Origin of the sequence: Pseudarthrobacter sp. BRE9, from assembly GCF_031844305.1 — a bacterium.
Taxonomy (GTDB): Bacteria; Actinomycetota; Actinomycetes; order Actinomycetales; family Micrococcaceae; genus Arthrobacter.
In genome coordinates, this window is sequence record NZ_JAUZUY010000006.1 from 1 (window position 1) to 17,659 (window position 17,659).

Sequence of the window (17,659 nt, forward strand, 5' to 3'; positions counted from 1 at the left end):
GGGGGCGGGGGGCAAAACCCCCGGGCCCCGCCGCTTCATGCTTATGCCGGGAAGCCCGGGCTGTTAGACGTCAGCGCCTTCAGCAGGTTCCGTGGTGTGGGCACGCTGGGTCTCAACCTCGGCGCCTTCTTCCTCGGCAACTACGGGGGCGAGGGAGAGCTTTCCGCGGTCGTCAATCTTGGTGATTTCAACCTGGACCTTTTGGCCCACCGACACAACGTCATCGACGTTGTCCACGCGCTTGCCGTTAGCCAGCTTGCGCAGTTCGGAGATGTGCAGGAGGCCGTCCTTGCCCGGGGTCAGCGACACGAAAGCACCGAAGGTGGTGGTCTTGACGACCGTACCCAGGTAACGCTCGCCGATTTCCGGGACCTGCGGGTTGGCGATGGCGTTGATGGCGGACCGTGCTGCTTCTGCAGACGGGCCGTTGGTGGCGCCAATGTAGACCGTGCCGTCGTCCTCGATGGAGATGTCGGCGCCGGTGTCTTCCTGGATCTGGTTGATCATCTTGCCCTTGGGGCCAATGACCTCGCCGATCTTGTCCACGGGGATCTTCACGGCGATGACGCGCGGTGCGAACTCGGAGAGCTCGTCCGGGGTGTCAATGGCCGAGTTGATGACCTCGAGGATGTGCAGGCGTGCTTCGCGGGCCTGCTTCAGGGCTGCTGCCAGCACCGAGGCGGGGATACCGTCGAGCTTGGTGTCCAGCTGGATGGCCGTAACGAACTCGGAAGTACCGGCAACCTTGAAGTCCATGTCACCGAAGGCATCTTCGGCGCCAAGGATGTCGGTCAGTGCCGCGTACCGCGTCTGGCCGTCCACCTGGTCGGAGACCAGGCCCATGGCGATGCCGGCGACGGCGGCCTTCAGGGGCACACCGGCGTTCAGCATGGACAGGGTGGAGGCGCAGACAGAACCCATCGACGTCGAGCCGTTGGAGCCGAGGGCCTCGGACACCTGGCGGATGGCGTACGGGAATTCCTCGCGGGACGGCAGCACGGGCACCAGGGCGCGCTCTGCCAGGGCACCGTGGCCGATTTCGCGGCGCTTGGGCGAGCCCACGCGGCCGGTCTCACCGGTGGAGTACGGCGGGAAGTTGTAGTTGTGCATGTAGCGCTTGCGGGTGACGGGAGACAGCGAGTCGATCTGCTGTTCCATCTTGAGCATGTTCAGCGTGGTGACACCCATGATCTGGGTCTCGCCGCGCTCGAAGATGGCCGAACCGTGAACGCGGGGCAGAACCTCAACCTCGGCGGTGAGCTGGCGGATGTCCGTCAGGCCACGGCCGTCGATGCGGATCTGGTCCTTGAGGATGCGCTGGCGCACCACGTGCTTGGTGACCGAGCGGAATGCTGCGGACAGCTCCTTCTCGCGGCCTTCGAACTGGCCGGCAAGGTTGCCCAGGACTTCGTCCTTCAGGGCGTCCGAGGCGTTGTCGCGCTCCTGCTTGTCGGCGATCTGGAAGACGGCAGCCAGCTTCTCGGCGGCAGCGGCTTCAACGGCGGCGTAAACGTCATCCTCGTAGTCAAGGAAGACCGGGAACTCGACGGTGGGCTTGGCAGCACGGGCAGCCAGGTCCGCCTGGGCGTCGCAGAGTGCCTTGATGAACGGCTTGGCAGCCTCGAGGCCCTCGGAAACAACCTCTTCGGTGGGGGCGGTGGCGCCCTGTTCCTTGATGAGGTTCCAGGAGTTGTCGGTTGCTTCGGCTTCAACCATCATGATGGCGACGTCGTCACCGGCAACGCGGCCGGCCACCACCATGTTGAAGACGGAGTTTTCCAGCTGGGAGTGCTTGGGGAAAGCAACCCACTGTGATCCGTTTTCGTCGGCGACCAGGGCAACGCGGACGCCGCCGATGGGGCCGGAGAACGGCAGGCCGGACAGCTGGGTGGACATGGAGGAAGCGTTGATGGCCACCACGTCGTAGAGCTCGTCCGGGTTGATCGCCAGGACGGTCACGACGATCTGGACCTCGTTGCGCAGGCCCTTGATGAAGGCGGGGCGCAGCGGGCGGTCCATCAGGCGGCAGGCCAGGATGGCTTCGGTGGACGGGCGGCCTTCACGGCGGAAGAACGAGCCCGGGATGCGGCCGGCGGCGTACATGCGCTCTTCGACGTCAACCGTCAGCGGGAAGAAGTCAAAGCCTTCACGCGGGTGCTTGCCGGCAGTGGTGGCGGACAGCAGCGCGGTGTCATCGTCGATGTACACCATGGCTGCGCCGGCTGCCTGCTTGGCAAGGCGGCCGGTTTCGAAGCGGATTACGCGCTTGCCGAAACGGCCATTGTCAATGACTGCTTCCGAGAACTGGATTTCGGGACCCTCCAAGAGAGTCACCTCCGTTTCTTTTTTACGGAAGTCCAGCCGCATCAACCCAGCCAGCATCTGTCTACTGGCCCTGCACCCGGTCATCGATCGAGACCCACGGGCCGCCGGCTTCAGTCAACGAAGCCGTTCCCGGGGATCACTACCGAGGACCGCGAATGCGTGATGCGGTTGATCCTCCTGTTTAGTTTTAGGTGAAGAAGGCGGCCCGTTCCGGAGGGAAAGGGCCGCCCGAAGCCAGACTAGCGGCGCAGGCCGAGGCGCTCGATGAGCGAACGGTAGCGGGCGATGTCGGTCTTCTTGAGGTAGCTCAGCATACGCTTGCGACGACCAACCATGGCCAGCAGACCGCGCTGGGTGTGGTAATCGTGCTTGTGCTCCTTCATGTGCTCAGTCAGATCCTTGATCCGCTGGGTCAGGACGGCAACCTGGACCTCCGGTGAACCGGTGTCGCCTTCGGCGGTTGCGTATTCCTTGATGATGGACTGCTTTACAGCGGCGTCAAGTGCCACAATAACTCCTTGGAAATGTGCCGTGAGGGCCCAGGTCAGTAACTCACTGCCGGGTCTGCCGTGTCCGTCCCGATCCGGTGAACCGGAGAAGGCCGACTACAACAGGAACCAGCCGCCACGGACTGCAGCCGGATCCATCGTCCAGTTTACCGGCCCCGGCCTAACCTTGTCGAAACAGTGCGGTCGAAACAGGGCGCCGGTCAGCCCTGCAGCCGGTCCCGGATAGCCGCCATGCCCTGGAGGACCTCCGCAAAACTGGTGCTCAAGGGCGACAATCCCACCCGGATGCCGTGCGGAGAACGGAAGTCCGGGATCACGTCCCCGTCCCAGAGTGCCTCAACGGTGGTCTTGGTGAAGTTGGGATGGTCCACCGTGATGTGGCCGCCCCGCTCCCCGGGGTTCCGCGGCGAAGCCAGTTCCGCACCCAGCGGGGCCAGCCAGGCATCGAAGACCTCCACCGCGAAGGCGGTCAGCGCCAGGGACTTCTCCCGGATGGCAGCCATAGTCGCTTCCTCGATGAGGTCCAGCGTCCCCTGCATGGCGATCATGCCGAAAATGGCGGGGGTGCCGCTGAGGAAGCCGCGGATGCCTGCGGCCGGTTCATAACCGGCAGCCATCTCGAAGGCGTCCTTGCGCCCCATCCAGCCCCAGATGGGCTGGTTCAACGAGGTCAGGTGCCGGGCATTGACGTAGGCGAAGGCGGGCGAGCCGGGACCGCCGTTCAGGTACTTGTAGGTGCAGCCCCCTGCGAAGTCCACCTCCGCGCCGTCCAGGTCGATCTCCACCGACCCCGCCGAATGGCAAAGATCCCACACCACCAGGGCGCCGGCGTCGTGCACTGCCGCGGTGATGGCCGGCAGGTCGGCCAGGTGGCCGGAGCGGTAGGCGATCTGGCTGAGGAGGACGACGGCGGTCCGCGGCCCGGTGGCCCGGCGCACCTGCTCAAGGGTCACCCCGGCCGCCGGATCAGGCTCGATCCAGCGGAGGGTCAGGCCTTCCTCAAGGGCGATGCCCTCCACCAGGTAGCGGTCAGTGGGAAAGTTCTCCGTGTCCAGCACCAGCTCGTTGCGGTCCGGGTCCTGCACCGCGGCAAGGGCTGCGCGGATCAGCTTGTAGAGGACCACAGTGGTGGAATCGGCAATGATGGTCTGGCCGGGCGCCGCTCCAAGGACGGCGCGGCCCAGCTGGTCCCCGATGGCCTGCGGCATGGTGAGCCACTTTTCGTCCCACCCGCGGATGAGCCGGCCGCCCCACTCGTCGCGGATGAAGGCGGCGACATCGTCGGCGGTGCGCTTCAGGGGCCTGCCCAGGGAGTTGCCGTCCAGGTAGGACAGGGGTGTCTCCGTGCCAATGAAGTGGCCCCGGTAGTGTGCCAGGGCGTCCCGGCGGTCCAGCTCCCCGGCCCGCCCGCGGAGCGCTTCGGCTGCCACGTCGATGTGGTTTTCCTGGTGGATGCTCATTGTCCGATCTCCGTCCTGACAGCGAATAGTTCCGGGAAGAATGTCAGTTCCAGGGCCTTCTGGAGGAAGGTCACTCCGCTGGATCCGCCGGTGCCGGTCTTCATGCCGATGGTCCGCTGGACGGTGCGCAGGTGCCGGAAGCGCCAGAGCTGGAAGTTGTCCTCCAGGTCCACCAGTTCCTCGCACGCCTCGTAGGCCGCCCAGTTGTCCGCCGCGTTTTCATAGATGTGCTTGAAGAGCGGGACCAGTTCCGGCGTGAACTCGTGCGCCCGCGTCACGTCCCGGTCCAGGACCGAACGCGGGACATCGAAACCCTGCCGGGCGAGGTAGGCCAGGAACTCGTCGTAGATGCTGGGTGCGGCAAGCAGTTCCTCCAGCATGGCGTGAGCTTCGGGATCGGATTCGAAGACCGGCAGCATTTTGCGGTTCTTGTTGCCCAGGACGAATTCGACGGCCCGGTACTGGGCGGACTGGAACCCTGACGAGTTGCCCAGGAAACCGCGGAACTGCGAATACTCGGTGGGGGTCAGGGTAGCCAGCACGGACCACTGCTCGGTGAGGGTCTTCTGGATGTGCTTGACCCGGGCGATGCCCTTGAGCGCGGAGCCGAGGTCGTCCCCCCGAAGCCAGGCGGCCGCGCTGCGCAGTTCATGGAGGACCAGCTTCAGCCACAGCTCCGTGGTCTGGTGCTGGATGATGAACAGCAGTTCGTCGTGGTGCTCGGGCTGGCTGACCGGCTGCTGGGCGCTGAGCAGGGTGGGAAGCTGCAGGTAGGAGGCGTAGCTCATCCGTGAAGTGAAGTCGCGGACAATCCCCTTATCCAGCCTGCGGGTGTTCTTTTCGACGGACACGTGCTGCCTTTCGTTGTTGTCACCCTGTTGCTGCACCCCCGGGAGGATGCCGCAGTCAGCGGCTGCTGAGAAGCTGGTGGGCCTGGGCCACATCCAGCCGCATTTGATCCACCAGGGCTTCAGGGCCACGGTAGGCCACCATGCCGCGAAGCCGCGCCACGAATTCAACGATCACTGTCTGGCCGTACAGATCGAAGTCCTCCACGGCCTCCCTGGGCCTGTCAATGACGTGCGCTTCCACTTGCCGGCTCACGCCGTCGAAGGTGGGATTGGACCCTACCGAGATTGCTGCCGGCCACCGCTTGCCGGCCTGGTCCACCAGCCAGCCGGCGTAGATGCCGTCCGCGGGGATCAGCCCTGTGGCGTCTGATGAGAGGTTTGCCGTGGGGAAGCCGAGGGCCCGGCCGCGGGCGGCGCCGTGGACTACCTCGCCACGCATCCGGTGCGGACGGCCCAGGACCGAGGCGGCGGTGGCCACGTCGCCCTGCTGCAAGGCTTCGCGCACCCAGGTGGAGGAGCAACGGCGGTCTGTGCCGTCGTCGTCATGCAGGGGGTAGCCCTCGGCGCCGAACTCGCTGATGACCTGGACGTCGAAGCCGAACTTACCGCCCAGCGCCTTCATGGTGTCCAGGTCGCCGGAGTTGCCCCGTCCGAAACGTGCGTCGTGGCCGATCACCACGTGGCTGGCGTGCAGGCAGTCCACCAGGTACTGCTCCACGAATTCCTCCGCCGTGAGGCTGGCGAGGTCCAGCGAGTACTTGACCACCAGGATGGCGTCCAGGCCGAGTTCGCCCAGCGCCTCCAGTTTGTCGTCCAAGCCCATGATGAGCTCCGGCGCGGCCTCGGGCCGGTGGATCAGTGCCGGGTGGGGGTCGAAGGTCACGGCCACAGCCTTGGCCTGGGAGAGGCGGGCCGAACGGATCAGCTGGGACAGCACCTGCTGGTGGCCTCGGTGGACGCCGTCAAAGTTGCCGAAAGTGACAACCGATGGGCCGAAATCCGCCGGGACATCGGACGGATCGTTCCAGATGTAAACCATCACCCTCGCCTTAAGCTGCCTGCATCGACGTTCCGCAACCATGCCGGCTGCGGAACTCTTCAAGATTACCCGGATTCACGCGGCTGTTTTTGCCGTCAATCCGCAGCCCTGGCCTGTGCTGCCGCCGCCGAGGGCCGCCGCCGGTAGAGCCATACCAGCCCAAGGATCGGCAACAGCAGCGGGATGAAGCCGTAGCCTCGGCCAAACAGGGACCACACCGTCTCGTGCGGGAACTGCACGGAGTCCAGGATGCTCAGGGTCCCCACCACCAGGACGCCCACGAGTTCTACCAGGACCGCGGCTACGGAGACCTTGAACCAGGTGGTGCCGGCCTTGGCCAGCGACACCGTGGCCACCACGTAGACCAATGCGGCGAAGGCGGACAGCAGATAGGCCAGCGGAGCCTCGGAGAACTTGGTGAGGATCTGGTAGCCGGCACGGGCAGTGGCCGAGATGGCGAAGACCCCATACACGGCAATCAGCAGGCGGCCTGGTCCGGTGTTGCGGGTATTCCGGATCGGTGCCTTGCCGGTGGCCGTCGAGGCCTGCTTGTGTTTCATTCCTGCTGCTTCTTCCACTTCAGTACCAGATCTGGTTCATTCGGGCAGCCATGACGAGTGCCGTGACGCCGACTGCGGCCAGGACAAAATTGCTCCACCGCGTCCGCTCCAGGATGGACCAGTAGATTGCCGCCGGCGGCAGGAGCATGGCGGTGGCCATGTAGCCCCAGAACTCCCAGGCCTCGCCGGCAATCGGTTCGCCGGCGATGACCCGGACGATCGAACCCACCAGGTACACCACCAGGCCGGCTTCCACGGCAACGACGGAGAGGATGGTGACATCGTTGGGCGCCTTCTTCAGGATTCCCGCACCCAGGCATGCCAGCGTGGACACCAGGCCGACGACGAGGATGATCCAAAAATAAGCGTCCACGCTTCAGGCCTCCGCGGCGGCGGTTGCGGCCGCTCCGGTGCCGGGGGCGAAGACAAGCACCGGTTTGGCGTAACTGCCGGCGTCGGCGAGAAGGGCCACCAGGCTGCCGTCGGGGGCGAAGGCTGCGGCCGGATGCTCTGCGGTGGCAGCGGCCGGGCTTCCGGCGGCGGCCCCGGCAGCGATGCGGCGCCCGAAGGAAATCTCCGTGGTTTCCTCGGCACTGAGTTCACGGTTGGGCATCAGTGCCCGGGCAGCCTGCGACATTTCCAGGACGTTGAGCTCTTCGGCGAGCTGTTCGAGGGTGCGCGCCTGGTCCAGGGAATAGGGGCCTACATGGGTCCTGCGGAGGGCGGTGAGATGACCGCCGACGCCGAGGGCATTGCCAAGGTCACGGGCCAGGGCACGGATGTACGTACCCGAGGAACATTCCACCGTGACGTCGAGGTCAACCACATCCGCCTCCGGATCCCGGCGGATGGCGTGCACCTCGAACCGGTGGATGGTGACGGGGCGTGCGGCCAGCTTCACGTCCTCGCCCGACCGTACACGGGCATAGGCGCGTTCGCCGTTCACTTTGATGGCGCTGACGCTGCTGGGCACCTGCTGGATGTCGCCCGTGAGTGCCGCGACGCCGTCGTAAATTGCCTGCTCGCTGATACCGGAAGTGCCGGCCGTGGCAGTGACCTCCCCTTCCGCGTCATCGGTGACGGTGGACTGGCCCAGCCGGATGGTGGCGGTGTAGGTCTTGGAGGTGCCCACGATGTAGGTCAGCAGCCGCGTGGCCTTGTTGATGCCGACCACCAGGACGCCGGTGGCCATGGGGTCCAGGGTTCCGGCGTGCCCTACTTTCCGGGTGCCTGCGAGGCGCCGCATCCGGCCAACCACATCATGGCTGGTCCATCCCTGCGGCTTGTCCACTATCACCAGTCCAGAAAGCACGCCTCCCAGTATATCGGCGCTGGTTGGCCCGCCTGCGCACCCTCCGCGCCTGGTCCCGCACGTCCGCGAGCCCGGCAGGGACAGCGGCAGCCACGCACGCAACAGCTAGGATGGCTGCCATGCCTGAGCTTGCCGCCCATGTCCGCGACGTGCCCGTCAACCAGATCCGCGAGATCACCGAGGCGGCGTGGCGTACTCCGGGCGCCATTGTGCTGAGCATCGGCGAGCCGGGCTTCCCGCTCCCCCGCCACGTGCTGGACGCAGGAATTGCGTGCCTGGACCGCGACGAAACCAACTACACGCCCAACGCGGGGATTCCCGCCCTACGTGAAGCCTTCGCTGCCAGGTTCCGGCAAGAACAGGGAGTCGACGTCGGCGCTGACCGCGTCTATGTGGTGTCCGGCGCGCAGCAGGGCCTGCACTTCGCCATGAGCCTGCTGCTCTCCCCCGGCGACGAAATCCTGATCCCCAACCCGGGCTACCCCACCTTTGCCATGACCAGCCGGCTGCTGAATGCCGTCCCCGTAGGTTATCCGCTGCACCCCGAACACAGCTTCCAGCCACGGGTGGCCGATGTGGAGGCCCTGATCACCGGCCGCACCCGGGTGTTGGTGCTCAACTCTCCGTCCAACCCGCTCGGCGCCGTGCTCGATGAGGAAGTGGTCCGGGAACTGATGGACCTGGCCCGCCGGCACGACATCTGGGTGGTCTCCGACGAGTGCTACGAGGCGTTCACGTACGATGTGCCCCACGTCAGTCCGGCAAGGTTCGACGGCGGCACAGCGGCGGATGCACGCGTGTTCACTTCGCTGACACTGTCCAAGACCTACGGCCTGACCGGCCTGCGCATCGGTGCGCTTATCTGCCCTCCGGGCCTCAAGCAGAAGATGGACAACGTCATGGAATCCATCGTCTCGTGCGTGGCGTCTGCGCCGCAGTATGCGGCGCTGGCAGCCCTCACCGGGCCGCAGGACTACGTCCGGCACACCCACCAGCACTACCGGGAGAACCGGGACGCCGCTTCGGCTGTCCTGGCAGCGAAGGGGATCCGCTATCTTCCCGCCCAGGGCGCGTTCTACCTGTGGGCTGATATGTCCCATGTGACCGGTGGAGATGTCCGGGCATGGGTGCGCCGTTTCCTCGCGGATTCCGGTGTGGCGCTGGCGCCGGGGACTGCCTTCGGCTCCATCGGCGAGGGGTGGGTCCGCATCGCGCTGTGTGGTCGGAAGCAGGATCTGCTGGATGGGCTGTCCCGGCTTCCGGACGGCCGGCTGTAGACCCAGGGTCGACCCCGGGTCCAGGGGCCCGCTGGATTAGCTGCGGGCGCCGGCGAGGGCCCTGTCCAGCCAGGACCGGAGGACATCTGCCGGTGCGGCGCCGGCCTGTCGGGCTGCGACCCTTCCATCAACGAGCACCATCAGGGTTGGGATGGCTTGGACGTCGAACCGCCGCGACAAGCCCGGCGACGTGTCCACATCCACCTTCACCAGCTTTATTCTCCCGGGCCGTTCCCGTGCCAGCTTGTCCAGGACGGGGCTGACCATTCGGCAGGGACCGCACCAGGCGGCCCAGAAATCCACCAGCACCGGAACCGGCGATTGCTCCGCCACGGCAGCGAAGTCGCCGTCACCTGCGGATACGATCCAGGGCAGGTCAGCCTGGCAGTTTCCGCAGCGTGGGTGGCCCGACGCCCCGGCAGGCACCCGGTTGGTTTTGCCGCAGGCGGGGCAGCTGAGAAGCGTGGGTTCCATGCCTAGTATTCCTTCCTGCTGTCAAAGGCGCGCCACGCTTGGAAGGGAACGTCCGACGTCGGGATGTCACCCCGCGTGACCGGCATCAGCTCGGGCGCCGCGCCGCTGAAGTAGTCGTAGAAGAGGGCGTCATCAAAGCCTGCGGCAGCGGCCCCATGACGGTCCGCGGCGAAGTAGACGTGGCCGATCCTGGCCCACAGGGCAGACGCCAGGCACATGGGGCACGGCTCGCAGCTTGCGTAGAGGACCGATCCGGTGAGGTCGAAATCGGCTGTAGCCGCGGCCGCTGCCCGTATGGCCACCACTTCCGCGTGGGCGGTGGGGTCGTTGTCCCTGGTTACCCTGTTGACGCCCTCGTGTACCTTTCCGTCCGGCGTAACCACCACCGCACCAAAGGGCCCCCCGCCCTCACCGACGTTGCGCGTGGCCAAATCCACGGCCTGTTCAAGGTACTGGGCCTGCCCGGGATGCTGGGCGGGGCCGTTGCCGTGGTCTGCGGTGGTCATAGCACGATCCTAGCCACCGGTGCCCTGATGGGGGATGGAAAGGGGGCCAGAAAGGGGGGATGCCCCCAACGACTACCCGCTGGTAGGAGCCTACGCTTGCGCCCGGGGGATACATTCCGCCTCTTCGGAGGCTTCATATCCAGCCCGCAAGGGCCTCTCGCACCCCGGAGAATCCAATGAAACGAAAAATTGCTTTTATCGGCTGCGTGGCCGCGGCCATGGTGGTCCAGACGGGCCCGGCGTTTGCTTCCAGCCACGACCCTGATTACGAAGTTCTGGCCAAAGACCTGGTCTCCCCACTTCACTTGGCCGTTGGCCACGGCGAATCCGTGCGCGTGAGCCAGGACTTCGCCGGCATCCTCTCCCGGGTGGAGCACGACGGAGACACTGAGGACGTCTATACCGCGAAGAAGGGCTGGGAGGTCGCCGGGGTGGAAATCCGCGACGACATGACGTATTTCCTGGAAAGTATCGGAGCCGGACTGGGTGACCCCGCCGCCCTCCATGGCTACCTCAAGTCCATTGATTCCAAGGGGGACGTGGACACCATTGCCAACTTCGCCGATTACGAACGGAAGCACAACCCCGATGGGGACCAGCACTACGGCTTCGAATCCGATGTCAGCGATGCGTGCCTTAGCGAGGTGGGAGCACTGAAAGACGCGCCGCCTGCGATGTACACGGGCACCGTGGATTCGCACCCATATGCCTTGGCCATCCGGAAAGATACTGCCTACGTTGCTGACGCAGGCATGAACGCGATCCTGAAGGTCAATTTGGAGTCCGGGAAGATTTCGACGCTGGTAGTCCTCCCGCCCCGGCCCGTGACCCTGACAAAAGAAGTTGTGGAGACCCTTGGTGCTCCCAGCTGTGCCGGCTTCTCCTACGCCTTCGAGCCCGTTCCTACCGATGTTGAAATTGGTCCCGACGGGTGGCTGTACGTGTCCTCCCTCCCGGGCGGACCGGAAGACCCGTCGCTTGGTACCCGCGGCGCCATCTTCAAGGTGAATCCGTGGAACGGTGACACGACTGTTTGGGCCGACCATATCCTGAGTCCCACCGGGCTGGCTGTGGCGGACAACGGGGACGTCTACGTAGCCTCGCTGTTCGGCGGCGAAATCCTGAAGTTCGACTCCGATGCCGACCGCTCGCGATTCCTGGCCGTAAGCACCCCGGCGGACGTGGAGTTCAAAGATGGCGATGTCTTTGCCACCGTGGACGCGCTGCCTGGACCGCCTGCCGGACCTGGTGCCCCTGCACCCGCGCCCTCTGGCAGGGTTATCGAAGTCGATCTCCGATAGGCGGCAGCCACATACGCAACAGGACCCGGAGATGCCTCCGGGTCCTGTTGCGTTTGCGGGCGGCTTACTTGTTGCCGTCCTCGTCGAGGTCCTCGTCGTCGCTTAGGTCCAGGTCCTCTTCGTCGAAGTCGTCCTCGTCGATGTCCACGTCCGCCACCGCGTCGGACTTGTACGGGTCCGCGTCGCCGGCGTGCCGGGCGTTGGCGGCAAGCGCAGCAACCTCGGCGTCCCGCTTCTTGGCTTCCCGCAGCAGTTCCTCCAGGTTGGAGGCGTTGACCGGAATCTGGTCGGCCACGAACTCAAGGGTGGGGGTGAGCCGGACGGTGATGTTCCGGCCAACTTCCTGCCGGAGCACCCCCTTGGCCTTCTCAAGCCCCTTGGCAGCATCAGCCTGGACGGCCTGGTCGCCAAAGACGGTGTAATAAACAGTGGCATGCTGCAGATCATTGGTCACGCGGGCATCAGTAACCGTAATGCCCTCCAGCCGAGGATCCTTGACCTTCCGGCCCAGAGCCTCAGCAACAACAACCTTAATCCGCTGCGCCAACTTGGCAGCACGTGCCGGATCAGCCATGAACAACTCCTATAAGAAGAAAAAGTTTGGGACGCACGACGACGGCGGTGGGCCTGCGTCGCGCGTTTCAGTTTGTGCCACGCACTAAAAGACGGGCCAAGGACGATGCCGGAGAGTTTTGGGGGCGCCCGGGAGTGGCATCGGGCCTACCGGAGCTGGGCGGCAAAGGATCGCAAGATCCTTTGCCGCCCAGCGTAGGGGCGGGGCGCCCCCAAAACTCGGAGGCTCCCCGCTACCGGTCGAACCAGCCTAGACGCGCGGCTTTTCGCGCATCTCGAAGGTCTCGATGATGTCACCTTCGATGACGTCGTTGTACGACCCAAGACCGATACCACATTCGAAGTCCGTGCGGACCTCGGTGGCGTCGTCCTTGAAGCGCTTGAGCGACTCAACGGTGAGGTTGTCACCGATGATCTTGCCGTCGCGGCTGACGCGTGCCTTGGCGTTGCGTCGGATGATGCCCGAGCGGACGATCGAGCCGGCGATGTTTCCGAACTTGGAGGAGCGGAAGACTTCGCGGACCTCGGCGGTGCCGAGCTGGACTTCTTCGTACTCCGGCTTGAGCATGCCCTTGAGTGCTGCCTCGATGTCATCAATTGCTGCGTAGATGACGGAGTAGAAGCGCATGTCCACGCCTTCGCGGTCTGCCAGTTCGGCAACCCGTTCGGCGGGCTTGACGTTGAAGCCGATGATGACGGCGGAGTCGACCGTTGCCAGGTTGACGTCGTTCTGGGTGATGGCACCCACACCGCGGTGGATGACGCGCAGCTGCACGCCTTCGCCGACGTCGATCTTGAGCAGCGCGTCTTCGAGGGCTTCCACGGCACCGGACACGTCACCCTTGAGGATGAGGTTGAGGGTGTCGATCTTGCCTTCGGCGACCGCCTGGTCGAAGTCTTCCAGGCTGATGCGCTTGCGGCGCTTGGCCAGGGCGGCGTTGCGGTCGGCGGCCTCGCGCTTCTCGGCGATCTGGCGGGCGGTGCGCTCGTCAGCGGTCACGAAGAAGGTGTCACCGGCGCGCGGCACGTTGGACAGACCCAGCACCTGGACGGGGCGGGACGGGCCGGCCTCGGTCAGGGCGCTGCCGTCGTCGTCGAACATCGCACGGACGCGGCCGTGGGCCGTGCCTGCCACGATGGTGTCGCCGACGCGCAGGGTGCCGGACTGCACGAGGACGGTGGCAACAGCACCGCGACCCTTGTCCAGGTTGGCTTCGATCGCGATACCGCGGGCGTCCTTGTTCGGGTTGGCGCGCATGTCCAGGGCGGCGTCCGCGGTGAGCAGGACGGCCTCGAGCAGCTCGTCGATATTGAGGTTCTGGCGGGCAGAGACCTCCACGAACATGGTGTCGCCACCGTATTCCTCGGGAACCAGGCCGTACTCGGTCAGCTGGCCGCGGACCTTCTCCGGGTTGGCGCCTTCCTTGTCGATCTTGTTCACTGCCACGACGATCGGCACATTGGCCGCCTGGGCGTGGTTGAGCGCTTCAACGGTCTGCGGCATCACGCCGTCGTCCGCTGCGACCACCAGGATGGCGATGTCGGTGACCTTCGCACCACGGGCACGCATGGCGGTGAACGCCTCGTGGCCCGGGGTATCGATGAAGGTGATCTTACGGTCGTCGCCTTCGTGGTTGTGCGTGACCTGGTAGGCACCGATGTGCTGCGTGATGCCGCCGTGCTCGCCGGCCATGACGTCGGACTTGCGGATGGCATCAAGCAGGCGGGTCTTACCGTGGTCGACGTGGCCCATGACGGTGACAACCGGAGGACGTGCCTCGAGTTGCTCGTCGCCTTCGGCTTCGAGTTCGGCGTCAAAGTCGATGTCGAACCCGGAGAGCAGCTCGCGCTCCTCGTCCTCCGGCGACACTACCTGGAGCTTGTAGCCAAGCTCCTCGCCGAGCAGGGCGAAGGTCTCCTCATCCAGTGACTGGGTTGCCGTGGCCATTTCACCAAGGTGGAACAGCACGGTCACCAGTGCGGCGGGGTTTGCCTCGATCTTGTCGGCGAAGTCCGTGATGGACGAGCCGCGGCGCAGGCGGATGACAGTGTTGCCGTCGCCGCGGGGTACGCTCACGCCACCCAGCGACGGTGCGCTCATCTGCTCAAGTTCCTGGCGCTTTGCGCGCTTCGACTTGCGCTGCTTGCCACGTCCTGCGCCGCCCTTGCCGAAGGCACCCTGAGTGCCGCCGCGTCCGCGGCCGCCCTTCCCAAAGCCGCCACCGGCGGGAGCGCCGCCGCCGCCACCGGGACCGCCGGTGCCGGGAGCGCCGCCCGGGCGTCCGGGACCACGGCCGCCGGCACCGGGACGTCCTGCACCGGCCGGAGCCGGGCGTTCAGTACGGTTGGGCATCATGCCGGGAGTAGGACGGGGACCGCCGGGACGCGGAGCACCCGGACGGGGTCCGCCTGCGCCTGCTGCGGGGCGGGGGCCGCCGGCACCGGCTGCGGGACGCGGCCCACCCGGACGCGGTCCGCCTGCACCGGCTGCGGGACGGGGACCACCGGGGCGGTCGCCGTCGTTACGGCTGCCGCCGTGACGGGGCATGCCCTGCGAGGTGGCGAAGGGGTTGTTGCCCGGACGGGGGGCACGTTCGCCGTCTCCGCCGCGGCCGCGGGGCATGCCCTGCGAGGTGGCGAAGGGGTTGTTGCCCGGGCGGGGACCGCCGGGACGGGGACCGGACGCACCCGGCGTGGATCCACCCGGACGGGTGGAGGGAGCCGGGGTATCGGCCTTGGGCGCCGGGCGTGCACCGGGCTTGGCGCCGGTGGACGGCGCACCCGAAGACGGGGCAGCCGAGGACTGAGCCGCGGGGGCGGCAGGCGTGGCGGCCGGCGCGGCCGGTGCTTCTGCCTGTGCGGGTGCCGCGGGGGCAGCGGGAGCCGGTGCCTGTGCCTTGGGGGCCGGAGCCTTGGGCGCAGCCGGGCCGGGAGCCGGTGCTGAAGGACGTGATCCTGCTGCGGGAGCAGGTGCCTTGGGCGCAGCGGCGGGCGCTGCGGCCGGTGCCGCTGACTTGGCAGCGGCGTCGGGGAAGGCGTTGCGCAGTTTCCGCACAACGGGGGCCTCAATGGTTGACGAGGCGGAGCGAACGAATTCGCCCAGTTCCTGCAGTTTTGTCACTGCATCTTTGGAAGTTATACCGAGCTCTTTGGCGAGCTCATGTACGCGGACCTTGGCCACATTTCTCCTGTCTCGGTCCGCACCGAGCCAGGCACGAACCGTCTACTTCTTACTGCGGACCCCAGCCGCTGTTGATGCGAAGGGGCCCATTGCAGAGCGCAACAAAGTTGTCATCGTTACGCACTCATCGCTGGGAACTCATCGGGTTTCCATCAGATTTCTGACCCGCTTTCAGGTTGGACGGTTGGTGTTGCAGCCACCGGGGCGGCGTCAACGTTCGGGCCTCGCATGATCCAGTGTTCGACGGCGGCTGTCCCGGTTGCGCCCGGAAGGGCACGTCCGAAAGCTCGCCGCTTGCTCGCCAGGGCCAGGCACGATTCGCTGGGGTGCAGCCATGCACCCCGGCCAGACATCCGGCGTCGTTCATCCACCAGGACAGCGGCTGACCCGCTGCCTTCGGCGACGAGCCGGAGCAACTGCGACCGCGGGCCTTTCTTCCGGCATCCGATGCAGGTACGTTCAGGCTGACTTCCGGTGGAAAGCACTTCTGCCACGGTCATCGTCCTGACGTTCATTCTGCTGGCCGCGGGTTTGCCGCCTCCGCAGTCGCGGAAACGAGCACGCCCAAGGCACACGGCTACCGGCCGTTAGGCGCGGTCCTGTCTATTCTAGCCCCTTCGGGCCGTTCTGCCCGAAACCGGGTGGCTGCCGCGTCGCGCCAGCCACCCTGGCCGGGATGCTACTTGTCGCGGGCAACCGCGGCGTCGGAGACGATGTCGATCCGCCAGCCGGTCAGCTTCGCCGCCAGCCGGGCGTTTTGGCCCTCCTTGCCGATGGCCAGTGACAGCTGGTAGTCGGGAACCACCACCCGGGCGGAACGCGTGGCTTCGTCCGTGATGGTGACCGAATTCACGCGCGACGGCGAGAGTGCGCTGGCGATGAAGGTGGCCGGGTTCTCGCTGAAGTCGACGATGTCGATCTTTTCATCGTTCAACTCGGTCATGACCGCGCGGACGCGTGAGCCCATCTCCCCGATGCAGGCACCCTTGGCGTTGATCCCCGGGGTGTTCGCCTTCACGGCGATCTTGGTACGGTGGCCGGCTTCGCGGGCCAGGGCAACGATTTCCACGGAGTGGTCGGCGATCTCGGGCACTTCGAGTTCGAAGAGCTTACGGACCAGGCCGGGGTGGGACCGGGAGAGCGTGACGGACGGACCCTTGGTGCCGCGGTGCACGTCAATGACCAGGGCGCGCAGCCGGTTGCCGTGGATGTACTTTTCACCGGGAACCTGCTCGGGCGGCGGCAGGAGTGCCTCGAGCGAGCCGAGGTTGACCTGAATCATGTGCGGGTTGTTGCCCTGCTGGATGGTGCCGGACACCAACTCGCCTTCGCGGCCCTTGAATTCGCCCAGGACGTTGTCGTCCTCAACATCGCGGAGGCGCTGGAGGATGATTTGGCGCGCGGTGCTGGCGGCGATCCGGCCAAACCCTTCGGGGGTGTCCTCGAATTCACCGATGGGGGCGCCGTCGTCGTCAATCTCCACAGCCCAAATGGTGACATGGCCGCTCTTGCGGTCCAGCTCGGCGCGTGCTTTCTCGAAGGCACCGGGTGACTTGTGGTAGGCCACCAGGAGCGCCTGCTCGATGGTGGGGATCAGGAGGTCCAGCGGGATTTCACGCTCACGCTCCAAAAGTCTCAGTGCGCTCATGTCAATATCCATCAGGCCTCCTCAGAAGGTCCATTGTGTTCAGGTTCCAGACCGTCCTCGGGGAGGTGGCTGAATTCGATCTCGACTTTTCCGTTGCGGATCCTGTCGAAAGGAAGCTTTACGGGTTCGCCCTGCCGGGGCTTCATGCCCTTTTTGACGGCGACTTCAGGGACCAGGGTCACTCCGCCATCGTCTACGGCCTGGATGCGTCCGGTGATGGTGTCGCCCTGGATCACGTTCACCTTGACCATCCGGCCCCGGGCGCGGTACCAGTGCCGGGGTTCCGTCAGGGGACGGCCGACGCCGGGCGAGGACACTTCGAGGTCGTAGGGACGGCCGTCGTCGTTGGGGTCGTTGTCCAGCACATCCGAGAGCACCTTGGAGATGTCCGCAATGACGTCCAGGCTGACCCCGCCGCTTTCCTCCTGCGGCAGGTCCACCACAACGTGGACCACGCGGTGCGAGCCCGGAATGATGGCCACGTCCTCCAGGTACAGGCGGTTGGCCTGGACGGCGGGTTCCAGGAGGGCCCGGAGCCGGGCAGCTTCGGGGTTGTGGGCCGGCGCGGTTCCGCTTCCCGTACCGGTGTGGTCTGGTGAAGCCGTGGCTTCTGCATTGCTCACGATGCCGGCCGCCTCCCTAT

The 17,659-nt window shown here is 65.9% G+C and carries 17 protein-coding genes; 2 read left to right on the forward strand and 15 right to left on the reverse strand.

Going from position 1 to position 17,659, the window contains the following annotated elements; all coding sequences use genetic code 11:
* Positions 1 to 63: 63 nt before the first annotated feature.
* From Q9R31_RS12360 to truB, 8 genes are all read right to left on the reverse strand, one after another.
* Positions 64 to 2,325, reverse strand: a complete 2,262-nt coding sequence (locus Q9R31_RS12360; RefSeq protein WP_311263225.1) for a polyribonucleotide nucleotidyltransferase — start codon at positions 2,323 to 2,325, stop codon at positions 64 to 66.
* 239 nt (positions 2,326 to 2,564) lie between these two features.
* Positions 2,565 to 2,834, reverse strand: coding sequence for a 30S ribosomal protein S15 (gene rpsO / locus Q9R31_RS12365; RefSeq protein ID WP_043452786.1), 270 nt, complete (start codon positions 2,832 to 2,834; stop codon positions 2,565 to 2,567).
* Between the two features lie 200 nt (positions 2,835 to 3,034).
* Positions 3,035 to 4,294: an aminotransferase class V-fold PLP-dependent enzyme gene (locus Q9R31_RS12370; RefSeq protein ID WP_311263032.1), complete on the reverse strand. Its 1,260-nt coding sequence runs from the start codon at positions 4,292 to 4,294 to the stop codon at positions 3,035 to 3,037.
* The gene (kynA, locus tag Q9R31_RS12375) at positions 4,291 to 5,145 is read right to left on the reverse strand and encodes a tryptophan 2,3-dioxygenase (RefSeq protein WP_311263226.1); all 855 of its coding nucleotides are present in this window, start codon (positions 5,143 to 5,145) and stop codon (positions 4,291 to 4,293) included. Before kynA ends, Q9R31_RS12370 begins: the two co-directional genes overlap by 4 nt.
* Positions 5,146 to 5,200: 55 nt before the next feature.
* The gene (locus tag Q9R31_RS12380; protein ID WP_311263033.1) at positions 5,201 to 6,184 is read right to left on the reverse strand and encodes a bifunctional riboflavin kinase/FAD synthetase; all 984 of its coding nucleotides are present in this window, start codon (positions 6,182 to 6,184) and stop codon (positions 5,201 to 5,203) included.
* A 95-nt stretch (positions 6,185 to 6,279) separates the two neighbouring features.
* Complete coding sequence (locus tag Q9R31_RS12385; RefSeq protein ID WP_311263034.1) at positions 6,280 to 6,744, reverse strand: hypothetical protein; 465 nt, start codon at positions 6,742 to 6,744, stop codon at positions 6,280 to 6,282.
* Positions 6,745 to 6,763: 19 nt separating this feature from the next.
* The gene (locus tag Q9R31_RS12390) at positions 6,764 to 7,117 is read right to left on the reverse strand and encodes a hypothetical protein (RefSeq protein ID WP_311263035.1); all 354 of its coding nucleotides are present in this window, start codon (positions 7,115 to 7,117) and stop codon (positions 6,764 to 6,766) included.
* Between the two features lie 3 nt (positions 7,118 to 7,120).
* Complete coding sequence (gene truB / locus Q9R31_RS12395; protein WP_311263036.1) at positions 7,121 to 8,056, reverse strand: tRNA pseudouridine(55) synthase TruB; 936 nt, start codon at positions 8,054 to 8,056, stop codon at positions 7,121 to 7,123.
* A gap of 119 nt (positions 8,057 to 8,175) precedes the next feature.
* Here truB and Q9R31_RS12400 point away from each other — a divergent pair, with 119 nt between their 5' ends.
* Complete coding sequence (locus Q9R31_RS12400) at positions 8,176 to 9,333, forward strand: aminotransferase class I/II-fold pyridoxal phosphate-dependent enzyme (RefSeq protein WP_311263037.1); 1,158 nt, start codon at positions 8,176 to 8,178, stop codon at positions 9,331 to 9,333.
* 36 nt (positions 9,334 to 9,369) lie between these two features.
* On the opposite strand, the gene trxA is transcribed toward Q9R31_RS12400, so the two are convergent.
* On the reverse strand, positions 9,370 to 9,807 hold the full coding sequence (gene trxA / locus Q9R31_RS12405; RefSeq protein WP_311263038.1) for a thioredoxin: 438 nt from the start codon (positions 9,805 to 9,807) through the stop codon (positions 9,370 to 9,372).
* Between the two features lie 2 nt (positions 9,808 to 9,809).
* Entirely contained in the window at positions 9,810 to 10,313 is a 504-nt protein-coding gene (locus tag Q9R31_RS12410) for a nucleoside deaminase (protein ID WP_311263039.1), read from the reverse strand.
* Positions 10,314 to 10,489: 176 nt separating this feature from the next.
* Between Q9R31_RS12410 and Q9R31_RS12415 the strand changes: the two genes are divergently transcribed.
* Positions 10,490 to 11,614, forward strand: coding sequence for a ScyD/ScyE family protein (locus Q9R31_RS12415; protein WP_311263040.1), 1,125 nt, complete (start codon positions 10,490 to 10,492; stop codon positions 11,612 to 11,614).
* A 64-nt stretch (positions 11,615 to 11,678) separates the two neighbouring features.
* On the opposite strand, the gene rbfA is transcribed toward Q9R31_RS12415, so the two are convergent.
* The 5 genes from rbfA to rimP form a co-directional block, all read right to left on the reverse strand.
* A complete protein-coding gene (rbfA, locus tag Q9R31_RS12420) occupies positions 11,679 to 12,188 on the reverse strand; it encodes a 30S ribosome-binding factor RbfA (protein ID WP_056338417.1) in 510 nt (169 codons plus the stop codon).
* Positions 12,189 to 12,437: 249 nt separating this feature from the next.
* Positions 12,438 to 15,368, reverse strand: a complete 2,931-nt coding sequence (gene infB / locus Q9R31_RS12425) for a translation initiation factor IF-2 (RefSeq protein ID WP_311263041.1) — start codon at positions 15,366 to 15,368, stop codon at positions 12,438 to 12,440.
* Between the two features lie 152 nt (positions 15,369 to 15,520).
* Positions 15,521 to 15,883, reverse strand: a complete 363-nt coding sequence (locus tag Q9R31_RS12430) for a YlxR family protein (protein WP_311263042.1) — start codon at positions 15,881 to 15,883, stop codon at positions 15,521 to 15,523.
* A gap of 164 nt (positions 15,884 to 16,047) precedes the next feature.
* Complete coding sequence (gene nusA, locus Q9R31_RS12435; protein ID WP_142030812.1) at positions 16,048 to 17,028, reverse strand: transcription termination factor NusA; 981 nt, start codon at positions 17,026 to 17,028, stop codon at positions 16,048 to 16,050.
* Positions 17,028 to 17,639 carry a ribosome maturation factor RimP gene (gene rimP, locus Q9R31_RS12440; protein ID WP_311263043.1) on the reverse strand — a complete coding sequence of 204 codons (612 nt, stop codon included), beginning with the start codon at positions 17,637 to 17,639 and terminating at the stop codon, positions 17,028 to 17,030. The genes nusA and rimP overlap by 1 nt, the downstream gene beginning before the upstream one ends.
* Between the last annotated feature and the right edge of the window lie 20 nt (positions 17,640 to 17,659).

Excerpts from the sequence above, each read along its gene's own strand:
- Q9R31_RS12370 (WP_311263032.1), bottom strand. The coding sequence starts at position 4,294 with ATGAGCATCCACCAGGAAAACCACATCGACGTGGCAGCCGAAGCGCTC.
- Q9R31_RS12380 (WP_311263033.1), bottom strand. The coding sequence starts at position 6,184 with ATGGTTTACATCTGGAACGATCCGTCCGATGTCCCGGCGGATTTCGGC.
- Q9R31_RS12385 (WP_311263034.1), bottom strand. The coding sequence starts at position 6,744 with ATGAAACACAAGCAGGCCTCGACGGCCACCGGCAAGGCACCGATCCGG.
- Q9R31_RS12400 (WP_311263037.1), top strand. The coding sequence starts at position 8,176 with ATGCCTGAGCTTGCCGCCCATGTCCGCGACGTGCCCGTCAACCAGATC.
- trxA (WP_311263038.1), bottom strand. The coding sequence starts at position 9,807 with ATGGAACCCACGCTTCTCAGCTGCCCCGCCTGCGGCAAAACCAACCGG.
- Q9R31_RS12410 (WP_311263039.1), bottom strand. The coding sequence starts at position 10,313 with ATGACCACCGCAGACCACGGCAACGGCCCCGCCCAGCATCCCGGGCAG.
- Q9R31_RS12415 (WP_311263040.1), top strand. The coding sequence starts at position 10,490 with ATGAAACGAAAAATTGCTTTTATCGGCTGCGTGGCCGCGGCCATGGTG.
- rbfA (WP_056338417.1), bottom strand. The coding sequence starts at position 12,188 with ATGGCTGATCCGGCACGTGCTGCCAAGTTGGCGCAGCGGATTAAGGTT.
- Q9R31_RS12430 (WP_311263042.1), bottom strand. The coding sequence starts at position 15,883 with ATGAACGTCAGGACGATGACCGTGGCAGAAGTGCTTTCCACCGGAAGT.
- nusA (WP_142030812.1), bottom strand. The coding sequence starts at position 17,028 with ATGGATATTGACATGAGCGCACTGAGACTTTTGGAGCGTGAGCGTGAA.